The sequence below is a fragment of the Pseudomonas grimontii genome, assembly GCF_007858185.1.
GTDB lineage: Bacteria > Pseudomonadota > Gammaproteobacteria > Pseudomonadales > Pseudomonadaceae > Aquipseudomonas > Aquipseudomonas grimontii.
Genome location: NZ_VFES01000007.1, coordinates 26,503 through 41,042, shown reverse-complemented (window position 1 = coordinate 41,042; position 14,540 = coordinate 26,503). Strand labels below are relative to the sequence as shown.

17 protein-coding genes and 1 pseudogene are annotated in these 14,540 nt (G+C 62.0%); 8 read left to right on the top strand and 10 right to left on the bottom strand.

Translation table 11 applies throughout. The features are described 5' to 3' along the window. Positions 1-66 precede the first annotated feature (66 nt). Entirely contained in the window at positions 67-1,014 is a 948-nt protein-coding gene (locus tag FIV39_RS12965; RefSeq protein WP_090405665.1) for a nucleoside-specific channel-forming protein Tsx, read from the top strand. Positions 1,015-1,028: 14 nt separating this feature from the next. Further along, positions 1,029-2,057: a purine-nucleoside phosphorylase gene (locus tag FIV39_RS12960; RefSeq protein ID WP_090405668.1), complete on the top strand. Its 1,029-nt coding sequence runs from the start codon at positions 1,029-1,031 to the stop codon at positions 2,055-2,057. A 16-nt stretch (positions 2,058-2,073) separates the two neighbouring features. Here FIV39_RS12960 and FIV39_RS12955 read toward each other — a convergent pair whose 3' ends face one another. From FIV39_RS12955 to FIV39_RS12945, 3 genes are all read right to left on the bottom strand, one after another. Beyond that, a complete protein-coding gene (locus FIV39_RS12955) occupies positions 2,074-3,033 on the bottom strand; it encodes a quinone oxidoreductase family protein (protein WP_090405671.1) in 960 nt (319 codons plus the stop codon). Between the two features lie 30 nt (positions 3,034-3,063). Then, positions 3,064-3,237 carry a DUF1427 family protein gene (locus tag FIV39_RS12950; protein ID WP_017849167.1) on the bottom strand — a complete coding sequence of 58 codons (174 nt, stop codon included), beginning with the start codon at positions 3,235-3,237 and terminating at the stop codon, positions 3,064-3,066. Between the two features lie 69 nt (positions 3,238-3,306). Then, positions 3,307-4,083, bottom strand: coding sequence for an AraC family transcriptional regulator (locus FIV39_RS12945; RefSeq protein WP_090405674.1), 777 nt, complete (start codon positions 4,081-4,083; stop codon positions 3,307-3,309). 116 nt (positions 4,084-4,199) lie between these two features. Between FIV39_RS12945 and FIV39_RS12940 the strand changes: the two genes are divergently transcribed. Both FIV39_RS12940 and FIV39_RS12935 read left to right on the top strand, forming a co-directional pair. Then, a complete protein-coding gene (locus FIV39_RS12940; RefSeq protein ID WP_090405677.1) occupies positions 4,200-4,442 on the top strand; it encodes a DUF6555 family protein in 243 nt (80 codons plus the stop codon). Positions 4,443-4,458: 16 nt separating this feature from the next. Next, positions 4,459-4,722: a hypothetical protein gene (locus FIV39_RS12935; RefSeq protein ID WP_090405680.1), complete on the top strand. Its 264-nt coding sequence runs from the start codon at positions 4,459-4,461 to the stop codon at positions 4,720-4,722. 61 nt (positions 4,723-4,783) lie between these two features. Here the strand turns inward: FIV39_RS12935 and FIV39_RS12930 are convergent, their stop codons facing one another. The 3 genes from FIV39_RS12930 to FIV39_RS12920 all read right to left on the bottom strand — a co-directional run bounded on the left by FIV39_RS12930 (position 4,784) and on the right by FIV39_RS12920 (position 5,988). Beyond that, positions 4,784-4,954 carry a metallothionein gene (locus FIV39_RS12930; protein WP_090405683.1) on the bottom strand — a complete coding sequence of 57 codons (171 nt, stop codon included), beginning with the start codon at positions 4,952-4,954 and terminating at the stop codon, positions 4,784-4,786. An 88-nt stretch (positions 4,955-5,042) separates the two neighbouring features. Beyond that, positions 5,043-5,495 carry a DMT family transporter gene (locus tag FIV39_RS12925; protein WP_027607512.1) on the bottom strand — a complete coding sequence of 151 codons (453 nt, stop codon included), beginning with the start codon at positions 5,493-5,495 and terminating at the stop codon, positions 5,043-5,045. Between the two features lie 4 nt (positions 5,496-5,499). Continuing rightward, on the bottom strand, positions 5,500-5,988 hold the full coding sequence (locus FIV39_RS12920; RefSeq protein WP_090405685.1) for a DMT family transporter: 489 nt from the start codon (positions 5,986-5,988) through the stop codon (positions 5,500-5,502). A 118-nt stretch (positions 5,989-6,106) separates the two neighbouring features. Between FIV39_RS12920 and FIV39_RS12915 the strand changes: the two genes are divergently transcribed. Then, on the top strand, positions 6,107-7,039 hold the full coding sequence (locus tag FIV39_RS12915; RefSeq protein ID WP_090410043.1) for a LysR family transcriptional regulator: 933 nt from the start codon (positions 6,107-6,109) through the stop codon (positions 7,037-7,039). 58 nt (positions 7,040-7,097) lie between these two features. Next, positions 7,098-7,226, top strand: a pseudogene (locus FIV39_RS33410) (PIN domain nuclease); the annotation flags it as partial. Position 7,227: 1 nt separating this feature from the next. Here FIV39_RS33410 and FIV39_RS12905 read toward each other — a convergent pair. Further along, positions 7,228-8,547, bottom strand: a complete 1,320-nt coding sequence (locus tag FIV39_RS12905; RefSeq protein ID WP_090405688.1) for an Nramp family divalent metal transporter — start codon at positions 8,545-8,547, stop codon at positions 7,228-7,230. Between the two features lie 41 nt (positions 8,548-8,588). Further along, entirely contained in the window at positions 8,589-10,142 is a 1,554-nt protein-coding gene (locus tag FIV39_RS12900; RefSeq protein WP_090405692.1) for a DUF726 domain-containing protein, read from the bottom strand. Between the two features lie 315 nt (positions 10,143-10,457). Here FIV39_RS12900 and FIV39_RS12890 point away from each other — a divergent pair, with 315 nt between their 5' ends. Continuing rightward, positions 10,458-12,266, top strand: coding sequence for a monovalent cation:proton antiporter-2 (CPA2) family protein (locus tag FIV39_RS12890; protein ID WP_090405695.1), 1,809 nt, complete (start codon positions 10,458-10,460; stop codon positions 12,264-12,266). A 72-nt stretch (positions 12,267-12,338) separates the two neighbouring features. Beyond that, positions 12,339-12,893 (top strand): DcrB/PsbP domain-containing protein, encoded by a 555-nt coding sequence (locus tag FIV39_RS12885; RefSeq protein ID WP_090405697.1) that lies wholly within the window; start codon positions 12,339-12,341, stop codon positions 12,891-12,893. A gap of 131 nt (positions 12,894-13,024) precedes the next feature. On the opposite strand, the gene FIV39_RS12880 is transcribed toward FIV39_RS12885, so the two are convergent. Beyond that, positions 13,025-13,744: an alpha/beta hydrolase gene (locus FIV39_RS12880; RefSeq protein ID WP_090405698.1), complete on the bottom strand. Its 720-nt coding sequence runs from the start codon at positions 13,742-13,744 to the stop codon at positions 13,025-13,027. Between the two features lie 11 nt (positions 13,745-13,755). Continuing rightward, positions 13,756-14,511, bottom strand: a complete 756-nt coding sequence (cobF, locus tag FIV39_RS12875) for a precorrin-6A synthase (deacetylating) (RefSeq protein ID WP_090405701.1) — start codon at positions 14,509-14,511, stop codon at positions 13,756-13,758. Positions 14,512-14,540 lie beyond the last annotated feature (29 nt).

Below are 14,540 nucleotides of genomic sequence, written 5' to 3'. Positions count from 1 at the left end.
CTTGGCAGCCAAGTTCACCGCTACCCGATGAACCGGGTTCAAACCGCGTACGAATAGGGACTTTCAATGCACCCCACCTCTAGGCCCCGTGCTTGCTTTGGTGTTTCCTTGCTACTGGCCGCCGTTACGGGAGTACTCAGCGCACCCATTTTGGCGCAGGAAAAACCCGTCGATGACTCAGCACAGGGCGAAACCCTGAGCCCTGAAGCCAGCCCGGCAAAAAAAGGCGTCTATCTGTCGGAGTGGTTCAACCAGGACCTGACGCTGATCGGCAGCAAAGACATCAGCTTCGGCCCCAAGCCGCAGGATGATGTCTACCTTGAATACGAGTACTTCGGCCGCAAGGGGCCCTTCGAGTTGTACGGCTACATCGACGTGCCGAAGATCCTCGGCATCGGCAACAGTAACGACAAAGGCGCGTGGGACCATGGCTCGCCGGTCTTCATGGAGCACGAGCCGCGTATCTCCATCGACTACCTGGCCGGACGCAGCCTGGCCATCGGCCCATTCAAGGAATGGTATGTGGCGTTCGACTGGGTCTACGACCACGGCAGCAATAAAGCCAACCGCGCCAACACCCTGTACAGCGGCCTCGGCACAGACATCGACACCCACTCGCGGGTCAACCTGTCGGCGAACTTCTACGGGCGTTATCAATGGGAAAACTACGGTGCCAGCAATGAGTATTCCTGGGACGGCTACCGCGCACAGATGAAATACATCGTGCCCATCGGCAAGTTCGACAACGGTGCGTCGCTGACCTATATCGGTTTCACCAACTACGATTTCGGCTCGGACCTGCACAAGGACAACCCGGCGCGCACCGCCAACGCCCTGGTGGCGACCAACGTGCTGCTGTATTCCTTCACCCACCTGCGCTTTACCCTGGTCGGTCGTTATTTTCATAACGGCGGCAACTGGGAAGATGGCAGCGAGTTGAACTTCGGCGAGGGTAACTTCCGCGCCCGCTCCGACGGCTGGGGTTATTACGCCGGCGTGGGCTACCAATTCTGATCAAGGAGTATTAGATGAATACATTTACCCATCTCTCGCTGGCCGTCGGCCTGGCGCTGCTGCCCCACGTGGTGCTGGCTGACTCTGCTGCCCCCATCAAGCCCAAGGTGATGCTGATCACCATGTTCGCCCCCGAGGCGCAAACCTGGATCGACCGCCTGGAACTCAAGCAGGAAGTGCGCGTGCCGGGGCTGTCCGCCGAATACCCGGTGATCCGCTGCAACACCCGGGACGTGTGCCTGCTGGTGACCGGCATGGGCCAGACCAACGCCGCCGCGTCCACCCTGGCCCTGGCGTTGTCGCCCAAGTTCGACCTGCGCCAGAGCTATTTCCTGATCGCCGGGATTGCCGGCATCAGCCCCAAGCACGGCACCATCGGCACCGCCGCCTGGGCCCACTACCTGGTGGAATTCGGCACCCAGTGGGAGCTGGATTCGCGGGATGCACCCAAGGATTGGCCGACCGGCTATCTCGGCATCAACACCAAGGGGCCCAACGAAAAGCCGCCACTGGACTACAAGACCGAAGTGTTTGAGCTGAACCCCAAACTGCAGGCCAAGGCATTCGCCCTGTCGCACAAAGTCGAACTCACGGAAAGCAAGGAGTCCGCCGCCTGGCGCAAACACTACCCCGCCGCGCCCGCCAACCAGCCGCCACAAGTCACCCGCTGCGACACCCTGGCGGGCAATACCTGGTTCTCCGGCACGCGCCTGAGCGAACGCGCCGAGGTGTGGACCAAGTTGCTTACGGATAACAAAGGCGAGTACTGCACCACCCAACAGGAGGACAACTCCACCTACGAAGCCCTGCTGCGCGCCAGCCGTGAAGGGTTAGTGGATATCCAGCGCCTGGCCGTCGTACGTGCCGGATCGGACTTCGACCGCCCGTACCCTGGCTACAGCGAAGTGGACAACCTGCTCAAATACGCCGACCAGGGTGGGTTCGTACCGGCGCTGGAAAACCTGTACCGCACGGGTAACCCGCTGGTACAGGCGATCCTCAAGAACTGGTCGGCATGGGAGAAAGGCGTCCCAGAAGCCTAGTGCGGAGAGAAACGTGTCAAGGCAGCAAGATGATCTTGTCCGCACTGCCTTGATTCACGTCCTCATAGCACTGCACGCCATCGGCCAGCGCCACTTCGCGCAGGCCGGTCGGCAACGGCAGCAGGCCTTCATCGAAGAAACGCCCGAACTGCTCCAGCATTACCGCGCACTGTTCACAGTTGTAGAGCAATGAATTGATCCCCACCACCGAGCCGCCCTTGCGGTACAGGGCCAAGGCCGGCAGTTGTACATGGCCGTCCACCGGCGCGGCAATGATCGCGATGCGACCGAACGGCGCCAGGCCTGCCACGGCCGCCGGTAGCCAGAAACCGGTGGTGTCGAAGATCACATCGGCGCCGCCCTTGAACACCGCATTCACCTGCGCGCCCAGCGCTTCGGGCGTGCCCAAGGCAATCGCGTCGAACCCTTGCCCCTGCAACACCTCGACCTGGTCAGCCTTGCGCACCGCCGCCAACACCTGGGCACCCCGGATGTTCGCCAAGGCCAATGCCGCACTGCCCACCGCACCATTAGCGCCGATTACCAGTAACCGCGTGCCTTTGCCCACGCCACTGCGCTCCAGCGCATCCCAGGCAGTGGTGTACGGCACTCCCAGGCTGGCGGCCTGGGCAAAACTCAGGTGCGTAGGTTTGTGCGCGACGCCTTTGGCCGACACGGTGAGGTACTGGGCATGGGAACCGTCGGCGAAAAAGCCCAGGTCGCGACCGGTGCCCCAGACCTCCTGCCCCACCAACGCCTGCGGACCTTGCACGACCACGCCGGCAAAGTCGCGGCCCGGTATGCGCGGCACGGTGGTGTAGGGGAAACGCCCGAGTACGTTCTTCACGTCGCTGGGGTTGAGGCCCGCGGCCTTGATCTGTACCAGCACTTCATCGGCGGCCGGCACCGGCGTGGCGACGTCGACGAAGCCCAGGGCGGTGAGGTCGCCAGCGGCGGAAAATTGCAGTGCTTTCATGACCAGTATCCATCGAAGGGAGAAAAGGAATCAGGACAACCAACCGCTGACCAACTGCCGTCCCATGGGCCAGAGTTTTTCGCCGAGCAGCATGCCCATCAGGCCCACCAGCGCGATGGCGGGCGGTGCGGGCGAGCGGAAGTCCAGCGCGCCGTAGATCACGCCGACAAAGAGGCCAATGGCAAGGGAGATCAGGTAACTCATGGGGGCGGCGCCTGGTGATTTGATGGGCTTAGTGTAGGAAGCCCACCCCGGCAGCATCGGCCAAACGCTTCAGGATTTCGGCCAACTCACATACTGAGAAGGCGCCATCCCCAGTTCACGCCGGAACATGTCGCTGAAACTGCTCGGCGAATACCCCAGGGAACGCGCGATAGCGCTGACCGACTGCCCCTGGATCAACTCGGCCACCGCCGTGGCCAATTGCACCTGGCGGCGCCATTCGGCGAAGCCCATGCCCAAGTGGTGCTGGAACAACCGCGCCAAGGTGCGCACGCTGGCACCTGCCGCTTCAGCGTGCTGCTCGAAAGGAATCTCCAGGGACGGCGCCGCCATGACCGCTTGGCACGCGCTGATCAGCCGGCGATCGGCTTCCACCGGCATGGCGATACGGATCTGCGAGCGGCGTGCCCGGCGCAATTCCAGCAGGGCCAGGCCGACTACCGCGTCGTAATACCCCGCGTCACCGCTGTCGCCCTGCTCCACCAGCGTGACGATCAATTCGCGCAGCAGCCCACCGACCTCAATCACCTGCACCTGGCTGTCCAATGTCGCCGCCAAGGCCGGGCGCAAATAGATATTGCGCATCTGCAAATCCGACACCACACGGATCCCGTGCTCAACCCCCGGCGGCAGCCAGACGGCACGCTGGGGCGGTACCACCAGAGCCTCCCGAGGGGTCTCGACCCACATCACGCCGCTCATGGCATAGAGCAATTGGCCCCAGTCGTGGCTATGGGGTTCCACGTACAGGCCACGCGGGTACGTGCGTGCCAGGGGTTGCACGGGGACGGCGTGATCACTGAGATCGGGGGGTGCGGCCAGGGCCATGGGAAGCACATCTATGGGGAGTCAGCCGCCATGGTAATGACCACCGCCCGACAATCCGAGTGAATTTTTGCGGCCGTGGGCGATCACTTGCTTACACCACCAGGGTTGATGGGCCAATGAATAACGCAAAACTGTTTGTAATCGACTACAGCCTCCATGGCGAAGCCAAGTCATTCATTATTCGTCTGGAAAAGCTCGATGCCGCCGAAGCCTGGCATTGGGCAAGCTGTGACGCGGGCGTAGGCCGTATCGGCCGTTTTTCCCGCGAGCAGGTGAAGAAGACCAGCCAGGAACAGGCCGAGAAGTTCGGCATTACCAATGTGCAATGGCGCCGCTCGGATGCGCGCGCCCAGGCTTGATCAGGGAGAGATAACCATGGATTCAATCAACGGCAAGGCGCGCATCGACTACACGCGCGACACCTTGTTCGGGCCGCTGGCCAGGCATGTCGAGTGCCAGGTCAGCTTGCAGCACAAACCCGGCTGGCTGGTGCTGAAGGTATTCCAGCCCCTGCCGGACGATTTGCATGATGCGCAAACGGTAGTGTTAGCGTTGGAAGGCCGCCGAACCAGCGGTGTAGTGAAAGATAGCCAGCGCTTGTCCGACCACAGCCTGCGCCTGGAGCTGGAACCCCAATAGCCAGAACGTAACAGATCAGATGTGGGAGGGAGCAAGTCCACTCCCACAGCTTTAGCCACGCTCAGGCTTTAGCGGACTTGGCGCACTCGCACCCCGTCGCCGCCGCACAAGGCTCACCATGGGCATGGTGCTCGGCACAGCCCTGGCAGCAATAGCCTTTACCGTCCTTCATTACCGCATCAGCACCGAGCACACACTTGCAGTGTGGGCAGGCACAGGTTTGATCTGGCATGGTCAGACTCCTTTTTCATGGTCGTCCGGTGCGGCGACTGCCGGCACCTTAAGCAGTGACTGCCCGCTGTCGGCGATGGTTCAAACCATCAGTCAGTACGCGTATTGCTGCGGTACATAAAGACCAGCGCCAGCGCCAGGCACACCATCGCCAGGATGCGGCTGCTCGACAGTTCGACAGCCGGATTGCCCAGCCAACCGAAGTTATCAATCAGCATGCCCATGCCCAATTGCCCGGTGATCACGGCCACGGTCGCCACCGCCGTGCCGACCACCGGCACGGCGCCGACCATCACCATCATGTACACCACGCCGAACAGGGCGCCGGTCAATTGCCATTTGGGCACGTCGAGCAGGCTCACGGACTGGGCCGGTTCGAAGAAGAAAATCAACAACGCGGTAGTGAGCGCGCCGACCGCAAAGGTCAACAAACTGCTGCGCAACACGCCCACCGCCTGGCCGAGGCGACCATTGATCGCCGCCTGCACACTCAACACCGCACCGGCCGCAATCACCAGCACCAATAACAGAATCAGATTCATCGCCTTACCCTCGTGCAATCAGAACAAGTGCCACCACCATCAACGCCAGGGCTATCCAGCGTTCGCCATTGACCCGTTTGCGCGCGGTGCCGAACCAACCGAAATGGTCGATCAGCACGCTCTTGCCCACCTGCCCCGACAAAATCGCGATCATCGTCATCGCAATACCGATGTGCGGCGTGGCCAGGGTCAGCACCACCACGTACATCGGCCCCAGGAACCCACCGATCAACTGCCAGCGCGGCAGCTCGGACAGTGCCGGCCCCTTTTGCGGGCCGCTGAACAGCAGCAGCAAAAACAGAATCGCCGAGCCCACGCCGAAGATGCTCAAGGTTGCCCACAGGTGCCCCACTTGCACGCCCAGCGGCCCGAGCAACCCCGCCTCTACCGACAAGCCCATGCCGGCCAGGATCACCAGCGGCAACAACAGCAGCCGTAGGAGGTTTTTCTTCGGCGAGGCTTGCGCCACGGCCTCGATGGAGCTTGCTTGCATACATCACCTGCACGTCAACAAAGGATTGGATGACGCGCATTATCCGGTGGTCGTCCTGTGCGATAAATGGGAGCATACGGACAACACCTTTGCGCAAAACGCACAGCACGGAGACACGATGCAGGGTTTGAATGAATTGAGCTTCAAGGCGCTGCGCCTGTTCGTCGCGGTGCTGGATCACGGTAGTTTTTCTGAAGTGGCCCGCCGCGAGGGCCTGGCCCCCTCCTCGATTTCCCGGCAGATCCAGCTGATGGAACAGGCTCTCGGCCAGCAGTTGCTCTATCGTCACACCCGCGCGGTGAGCCCCACCGAGGCCGGGCGCCTGCTGGGGCGGCACGCGCGCTTGATGCTCGAACAACTGGAAGCCGCCGGCCAGGCCCTACAGGAACAGGAAAGCGAACCCAGCGGCCTGGTGCGCATCAACGCACCGATGGTGTTCGGCCAGCGTCACCTGTCACCGTGGCTGGGAGAGTTGTGCCGGCGCTACCCGAAGCTGCAACTGGACATCCAGCAAACCGACACCTTCGTCGACCCGCTGCAAGACGGCACCGACCTGCTGTTTCGGATCGGCGTGCTCAACGATTCCAGCATGCAGGCACGCATCTTCGCACCCCAGCGCTTTCGCCTCGCCGCCAGCCCCGCCTACCTGGCCCGGCATGGCACGCCCCAACATCCGGAAGAACTGGTCCACCACCAGTGCCTGGCCTACAAAGGCATCACCGGCCAGCAACGTTGGTTCTTCCGCAAGGGCCAGGGCGACTGGACGCCCTACAGCGTCAAGGGTCCGATCACCGGCAACCACGCCGACACCCTCACCCACGCCGCCGAACAAGGCCTGGGGCTGGTGGTGTTTCCGTCCTGGTTGATCGGCGAAGGCCTGCGCGCCGGCACCTTGCAGGCGGTACTGACGGAATATGAAGTGGCGACCACGCTTGAACCCCAGCAGATTGCGGCGTTGTGGCCGGGGAGCCGGCGCCTGTCGCTGAAGGTGCGCACGGTGATTGATTACTTTGTGGAGTGTTTTGGCACGGTGCCGTACTGGGATCAATGAGCGGCTGAGGAATTTTCCGAGTGGTAAAAGTAGGTTCGGTCTGATTTAACGGGCCACTATATTCAGCAAAGCCCGACGACTGATCGAGAATGCCGCCGAGATTTACGTCAGCGCAGCAACCTTCTGGGAAATGGTGATCAAGGTCGGCCTTGGAAAACTCGATGCAGACCTGGACGAAATCCGGGAACTCAGAACACCCACTTCCCAATCAACCATGCATTGGCTCCACTGATCAGCGCAAACAGAAACCACGCCAACACCCGCGTGTGCAGCCGATTGACGAACGGCCCCATGAGTTGCTTGTCGCCGGTCATGCGGATCAACGGGTACAACGCAAACGGCAGTTGCAGGCTGAGCACCACCTGGCTGAGGATCAGCAGCTTGCCAATGGCCTGGTCGCCCATCAGCCACACCCCCAGAAACGCCGGGATCAGTGCCAGCCCACGGGTGATCAGGCGGCGTTGCCAGCAGGGGATGCGCAGGTTGAGGTAACCCTCCATGATCACTTGCCCGGCGATGGTGCCGGTAAAGGTCGAGCTTTGCCCGGACGCCAGCAAGGCGATGCCGAACAGGATGCTGGCGAAAGCGCCGCCCACCAGTGGGTCGAGCAAGCGGTAGGCGTCCTGGATCTCGACCACCTCAGTGTGCCCCGTCTTGTAGAAGGCGGAGGCCGCAAGTATCAGGATCGCGGCGTTGACCAGCAGTGCCAGGGCCAGGGAGCCGATGGTGTCGATCCGCGCCAGCTTGACCGCATCCTGTTTGCTCGCGAGGTCTTTGCCGATCAGGCGAGTTTGCACGATCGAGCTGTGCAGGTAGAGGTTATGGGGCATCACCGTGGCGCCAAGAATACCGATGGCCAGGTACAACGGCGCGGCATCGCTGATGGCCGACAGGGATGGGGTGAAACCACTGAATACATCCGGCCAGTAAGGCTTGATCAGCACCAGTTCGATAAAGAAACACACGCCGATGGTCGCCACCAACGCCAGCATGATCGCTTCCAGGCGGCGAAAACCACGGTTTTGCAGGGCCAGAACCAACAGCGTATCGAAGGCGGTGATGACAATGCCGGTGGTCAGGGAAACCCCCAGCAGCAGGTGAAACGCCAGGGCGCAGCCGAGCACTTCGGCGAGGTCGGTGGCGATAATGGAGATTTCCGCCAGCACCCACTGGGTGCGTGCGGAGCGTTTGCTGTAGCGCTCACGGCACAGTTGCGCCAGGTCCTTGCCGGTGGCGATACCCAACCGCGAGCACAGGCACTGCACCGCCATCCCCGCCAGGCTGGCCAGCAGCACCACGAACAACAGGCTATAGCCATAGCGCGACCCGGCTTCGATGGCCGTGGCCCAGTTGCCCGGGTCCATGTAGCCGATGGAGATCAGCAGGCCGGGGCCGGCGAACATCAGGATGCGCTTGAAGAGCGACGCCTTGGGGTCAACGACGACGGAGCCAGCCACTTCCGGCGGGCAGAATGGAGCAGTAGCGATTTTCGGCAGGCTGAATTTCACGCGGTATCCCAGGCAAACACACTCGACAGGGGCTCAGCTTATCAGTCGGATGCAACGGTGCGCATCACCGTCTCCCGAGGCAGGTCAAACGCCTCCACCACCTGCACCACCAAGTCCATCTCCTGGTTCAAGGCTTCACGCTCCATGCGCTGGCGAATCACCCCGATCACCAGCACCGCCAGCGTGGTGATCGAATAGGCCGGGCCGGAAAACGCCCGTACACCGCTCACCAGCAGCATCGCCGCCGCCAATGCCTGGCCGACCACAGGGATTGCCGAAGCAGCCCCCCGGCGCAGGATAAACCCGGTCAACCCGGCCAGCGCCGTACCGCTCAACGCGGTAGTGGCGGAACGGCCGACATCGATACGATTGAACAGGCCCTGCTCCTTTTGCGCCGCCGCCTTGAGTTCAGCGTCGAATACCTGGCGGTCGGCGTTGCTGAGTTTGTCCTTGTACTGCTCGATCAGCGTTCCCGCGACCTGGGCTTCGAGGTCGGCCAGCGTGACCGTTTCAGTGGCCTGATCAAACTTGATCCCAAGGCGCCGGGCCACATCTTCGGCGATCCGGCGATAACTCACGCCATGGCCCCGGGCCAGGTTCATAAAGCTGTCGCCGCCCATGCGCTGTAGCTCAATGGCGAGCCTGAGCGGTTCGCGCACCGTGGCGTCAATCGATGCACTGTGCTTTTGCGCCATCAATTCGGCGAGGAACTTCAACTCATCCGGCCGCGCCTGCACCAGCGCAGCAAACAGGTCCGTGTCCTCTTCGGCAAAGCGTACCTCGCTGCTGCGCTGGTCGGAGCGGATCAGGCCGCGCCGCTCATGCAACAGGTCGGTGTACTGCACCACGGTCTGCAACTGCGGCCAGTAGGCGGCGTGATCGAAGGTGGCCAGGTGCACATTGGTGACCTTGGCCTTGAGCGCCGGCGTCACCGGGATCGCATACCGGCCGATGCACCGCTCGGTGTCCGGCTTCATGGCCAGGGCCCAGTCCTTGCTGGAATGGCAATTGATCACCCGCCCCTTGAGCGGCGCGCACACCTCATCCCAAGGGCTGGACGTACAGATCGCCCCGCCCATCAACAGCAGGTTGTCCAGCGGCAGTTCCCGTGCGGTTTCAGGGCTGGCCAGCAGGCTCTTGACCAGAATCCGCGCCCCCAGGGAATGACCGATCAGGTTGATACGCCGCACCTCCAGCGACTCGCCCTCCAGGTAGCTGGCCAGCTCCGGCAGCAAGCTCCTGGCCACTTCGTCCACCCGCGCCTCGACGCTTTTGTAGTGGTCGAGAAAATAGGCAATCGCCTTGCCCACGCCTACGGTCGCAGCACCGATGCTGCCGCCGCCCAGCATCGCGGTGATCACATCCTTGAAGGGCGCAAACAGGTTTTCCAGGAAATGCCCCGCCGGCCAGAACAGCATCAGGTTGGTCGAACCCTCGATACCCGCCAGTTGTTCCTTGAAATTGCCCAGCTGTTGCCGGTTAAAGAACGCCGAGTAACCGTGAACATAGAGATTGAGCACATCACCCTGAGGCTCGCCGCACAATACGAACGTGGGCTTGCGGGTGCGGTGCATTTCATCCCACTGGTGCTGCATGGGCCGGTGACTCCTGGTGACGAGGGACGGCGATAATAACAAAGGGAGGCCTGTAGAACGGTGAATCCTGACCGGCGTGGCGGTCGCGAAGGATCAGAACTGCGCCGCAGCCTTTGATTTGGCCAGGTAGCGCGCCGGCGAATCCCCCAGGTTGCGCCGGAACACGGAGGTGAATGCACAGGCCCCGAACCGCCTGCCGCCAAACACACCCTGGCGTCTTGTCCACTCAAACGCAGCAAAAAATACAATTTTCGAAAGGTAAAAAGCGCTCTAATACCCGCCTGTCGATTGGTTTTAAAGATCCTGGAGTTCGCAATGCCCCATGAAGGCAACCTGTTACAAGCAGCCGTGGTGTTCCTGCTCGCCGCCGTGCTGACCGTACCCCTGGCCAAACGCCTGCAATTGGGGGCGGTGCTCGGTTATCTGTTCGCTGGTGTGATCATCGGCCCATCCGTACTGGGCCTGATCGGTAACCCGCAAAGCGTCGCGCAGTTCTCCGAGTTGGGCGTGGTGTTGCTGCTGTTCATCATCGGCCTGGAACTGTCGCCCAAGCGTTTATGGGTGATGCGCAAGGCAGTGTTCGGCGTCGGCCTGGCCCAGGTACTGCTCACCGGTCTGGTGATGGGCGTAGTGGCGTTGTGGCTGTTTGGCCAGTCGTGGAACAGCGCAATCGTGCTCGGCCTTGGCCTGGCGCTGTCGTCCACCGCGTTTGGCCTGCAAAGCCTGGCCGAGCGCAAGGAGCTGAACCAGCCCCACGGGCGCCTGGCGTTTGCGATCCTGCTGTTCCAGGACATCGCCGCGATCCCGTTGATTGCCATGGTGCCGCTGCTGGCCGGCAGCGATCATCCGACCACTGAAGCCCAGGGTCTGCAACACGTCCTGCAGATCCTCGGCAGTATTGCCGTGGTGATCATCGGCGGACGCTACCTGCTGCGGCCGGTGTTTCGCATCGTCGCCAAGACCGGTCTGCGCGAAGTGTCCACCGCCACGGCCTTGCTGGTGGTGATCGGCACCGCCTGGTTGATGGAACTGGTGGGCGTGTCCATGGCCCTCGGCGCCTTCCTCGCCGGCCTGCTGCTGGCGGATTCGGAGTACCGCCACGAACTGGAATCCCAGATCGAGCCGTTCAAGGGCCTGCTGCTGGGGCTGTTCTTTATCAGCGTGGGCATGGGCGCCAACCTCAGCCTGCTGATCAGCTCGCCGCTGGTGGTGATCGGCCTGACCCTGCTGTTGATCGGCCTGAAGCTGCCGCTGCTGTACGCCGTGGGCCGCATGGTGGGCGATCTCAACCGCGAAAGCGCGCTGCGCCTGGGCGTGGTGCTGGCGGCGGGAGGTGAGTTCGCCTTTGTGGTCTTCAAGATCGGCCGCGACCAAGGCCTGTTCGAACCGCACCTCTACGACGTGCTGGTGCTGACCATCACCCTGTCCATGGCCGTCACGCCGCTGTTGCTGCTGGTGTGCCCGAAGCTGTTCAAGCCCAAGGTCAAGCCGGTGGAAGTACCGGAGGAATACCGCACTATCGAAAGCGATGCACCCCGTGTGGTGATCGCCGGCATGGGCCGTATGGGCCAGATCGTCGCGCGGATCCTGCGCGCGCAAAACATCTCGTTCATCGCCCTCGACACCTCGGTGGAAACCATCGAATTGACGCGCAGTTTCGGCGGTATGCCGGTGTTCTACGGCGATCCGCAGCGCCCGGAGATCCTGCATGCGGCCAAGGTCGACCAGGCGGAGTTCTTCGTGATCGCCATGGACGACCCGGAGATCAACATCAAGACCGCCGAACTGGTGCGCAACCTCTACCCGCACATGAAGATCATCGCCCGTGCGCGTAACCGCCAACACGTACACCGCCTGGTGGACCTGGACGCCTCACCGGTTCGCGAGACGTTCTACTCCAGCCTGGAAATGAGTCGCCGTACCCTGGTGGGCCTCGGGTTGAGCCAGGCCCAGGCCGATGCCCGCATCACCCGCTTCAAGAACCACGACCTGCAAGTGCTCGCCGCCCAGCACGCGGTGTACGACGATGCGGCCAAAGTGATGCAAACCGCCCAGGAAGCACGGGCGGAATTGGCGCGACTGTTTGAGATGGATCGACTTGAGGAAGAGTCCGACAAGGTGTGAGGCTAAGGGTGAACGACATTGCGAATTTTCTGACAGAATGTGCCGCAATTTCGTTCATCCTTGGAGCGCTTCATGGCCACGTTCACCAAGACCGCCATTCTGTTGGCCCTCGCGCTTACCGCCGGCAGCGTATACGCCGCCGCCAAGCCGACCACGCAAACCATCTCCACCTTGGGCGGTAAATTCAGCTTCAACCTGCCCAAAGCCTACGCCGCCGACACCCTGCCAGCCGGCAAGACCGAAGACGGCACTGCCGATACCCAAGGCACGATGTACGCCAACCAGACCACGAAAAGTGTGGTGATCGTCGCCGAAACCGTGCGTAACGACGGGGTAACCATCAAGGATAACGATCCACAGTTCCTCGACGGCGCCGTGGCCGGCTTCGTCAAGGACCAGAGCGCCGCCCTGCCCGACTTCAAGAAGCTGAGCGAGAAGAAACTGACCTTCAAGGGCCTGGGCCTGCGCCAGGTGGACAGCACCGCCACCCAGGGCGGCGGCAAGACCTTGAACTCCACGTTCCTCGGCGGCTCCGGCAACCACTTGCTGGTGATCCAGGCAATTTCGCGGGCCGATGATGCGAAGGGGCATGCAGAGCTGGTGAAGCAGATTACCGGCGGCAAATAACAAAGAGTCCTGACAACACCCATCAAATGTGGGAGGGGGCTTGCCCCCGATGGCGGTGGATCAGCTAATGAATCTGTTCACTGACACTGCGCCATCGGGAGCAAGCCCCCTCCCACCTTTGTTCAGCGCGCTCACTTCAAATTCGTTTCCAGCCACGCCTTCAAGTCCTGCACTTCCGCCTCACTGACCGTGTGGTTCATCCCCGGATAGCCATGAAACTCCGGCTTCAACCCAAGCCCCACCAACACCTCATGGGCCCGCGTCGCCAACGCATACGGCAGTGCCTGGTCCAGGGTGCCATGGCCGATAAAGATCGCCAGTTTGTTCAGGCGCTCATCCGGCTTCAGCTCAGCCTTGAGCACCGGCAGCACGCTGCCACTCAACGCCGCGATACCGCGCACCAACTGCGGGTCACGTAACGCCACCTCATACGACATGATCGCGCCCTGGCTGAACCCCACCAGGAACACCCGGTCAGGCTGGGTGTGATACTTGGCGGTGGCTTGGCCGACAAAGTCCTTGATCAGCTTGGCGCTGCTCTGCAAATCAGCGGTCACACCATCGTAGTCGCCGTCACCCGGCGTCTTGGTAAACCAGCGAAAACCATTCGGCTGCACCGGCGTCGGCGCGCGGGCCGACAGGTAGGTCCAGGTGGCCGGCAACGCGTCCTTGATGCCGAACAGGTCCTGCTCATTACTGCCGAACCCGTGCAGGAAAATCACCAGTGGCTCGTTGCGCGCATCGCCCTGGGTCTGTTCCAGGTACGCCAGCGGCAAATCGGTGTGCAACTCGGAATCAGCGTGGGCAACGCCGGCAACCAGGGTCAGCGCCAGGGCAAACAGTTTGAGCATGGGAAATGACCTCAGGGTTTGCGCAATAAATAGGTGTCCATAATCCAGCCATTCTCCAGGCGCGCGGCCTTGCGCACCCGTTCGATCTCTTCAGCCACGTCACTGACCTTACCGCTGATGAGGATCTCGTCTGGCGTGCCCAGGTAGGCACCCCAGTAAATATCCAGCTCCCGATCGGCCACCGTACGGTAGGAATCTTCCGCGTCGAGCATGACCACCAGGGTGTCGGCATCGCTGGCCTGCCCCGCCGCCAACCGCCGCCCGGTGGTGATCTCGATGGACTTGCCGATACGGTTCAACGCCACCTTATGCTGGGCGGCCAGGGCTTGCACGCTGGTGATGCCGGGAATCACCTCGAATTCAAAGGCGCAGCGGCCGCTGGCGAGGATCGCCTGCAGGATGCGAATGGTGCTGTCGTACAGCGCCGGGTCGCCCCAGGCCAGGAAAGCGCCGACTTCACCATCGGCCATTTCCTCGTTGATCATGCGCTCGAAGGTTGCCTGCTTGTCGCGGTTGAGGTCCTGCACGGCGGTGGTGTAGTCGATCTCACCGCGCACACGCTCGGGGCAGTCGGCCTCGACAAAGCGGTAGCCAGGCTCGGTGATGTAGGTCTCGCAGATCTCACGGCGCAGGTCGATCAGCTTGTCCTTGCTCTGGCCCTTGTCCATCAGGAAAAACACGTTGGTGCGGTTCAGCGCTTTCACGGCCTGCATCGTGATGTAGTCAGGGTTGCCGGCGCCAATGCCAATGATCAGGATGCGTTTCATGGGTTGCTCTCATTGCGGGGCGTGGATTT

Coding starts and splice junctions, on each gene's coding strand:
- FIV39_RS12900 (WP_090405692.1), bottom strand. CDS start 10,142: ATGCAGCACCAGTGGGATGAAATGCACCGCACCCGCAAGCCCACGTTC.
- FIV39_RS12880 (WP_090405698.1), bottom strand. CDS start 13,744: ATGCTCAAACTGTTTGCCCTGGCGCTGACCCTGGTTGCCGGCGTTGCC.
- FIV39_RS12915 (WP_090410043.1), top strand. CDS start 6,107: ATGCAGGGTTTGAATGAATTGAGCTTCAAGGCGCTGCGCCTGTTCGTC.
- FIV39_RS12890 (WP_090405695.1), top strand. CDS start 10,458: ATGCCCCATGAAGGCAACCTGTTACAAGCAGCCGTGGTGTTCCTGCTC.
- FIV39_RS12930 (WP_090405683.1), bottom strand. CDS start 4,954: ATGCCAGATCAAACCTGTGCCTGCCCACACTGCAAGTGTGTGCTCGGT.
- FIV39_RS12940 (WP_090405677.1), top strand. CDS start 4,200: ATGAATAACGCAAAACTGTTTGTAATCGACTACAGCCTCCATGGCGAA.
- FIV39_RS12965 (WP_090405665.1), top strand. CDS start 67: ATGCACCCCACCTCTAGGCCCCGTGCTTGCTTTGGTGTTTCCTTGCTA.
- FIV39_RS12955 (WP_090405671.1), bottom strand. CDS start 3,033: ATGAAAGCACTGCAATTTTCCGCCGCTGGCGACCTCACCGCCCTGGGC.
- FIV39_RS12885 (WP_090405697.1), top strand. CDS start 12,339: ATGGCCACGTTCACCAAGACCGCCATTCTGTTGGCCCTCGCGCTTACC.
- FIV39_RS12960 (WP_090405668.1), top strand. CDS start 1,029: ATGAATACATTTACCCATCTCTCGCTGGCCGTCGGCCTGGCGCTGCTG.
- cobF (WP_090405701.1), bottom strand. CDS start 14,511: ATGAAACGCATCCTGATCATTGGCATTGGCGCCGGCAACCCTGACTAC.
- FIV39_RS12945 (WP_090405674.1), bottom strand. CDS start 4,083: ATGGCCCTGGCCGCACCCCCCGATCTCAGTGATCACGCCGTCCCCGTG.
- FIV39_RS12935 (WP_090405680.1), top strand. CDS start 4,459: ATGGATTCAATCAACGGCAAGGCGCGCATCGACTACACGCGCGACACC.
- FIV39_RS12950 (WP_017849167.1), bottom strand. CDS start 3,237: ATGAGTTACCTGATCTCCCTTGCCATTGGCCTCTTTGTCGGCGTGATC.
- FIV39_RS12920 (WP_090405685.1), bottom strand. CDS start 5,988: ATGCAAGCAAGCTCCATCGAGGCCGTGGCGCAAGCCTCGCCGAAGAAA.
- FIV39_RS12925 (WP_027607512.1), bottom strand. CDS start 5,495: ATGAATCTGATTCTGTTATTGGTGCTGGTGATTGCGGCCGGTGCGGTG.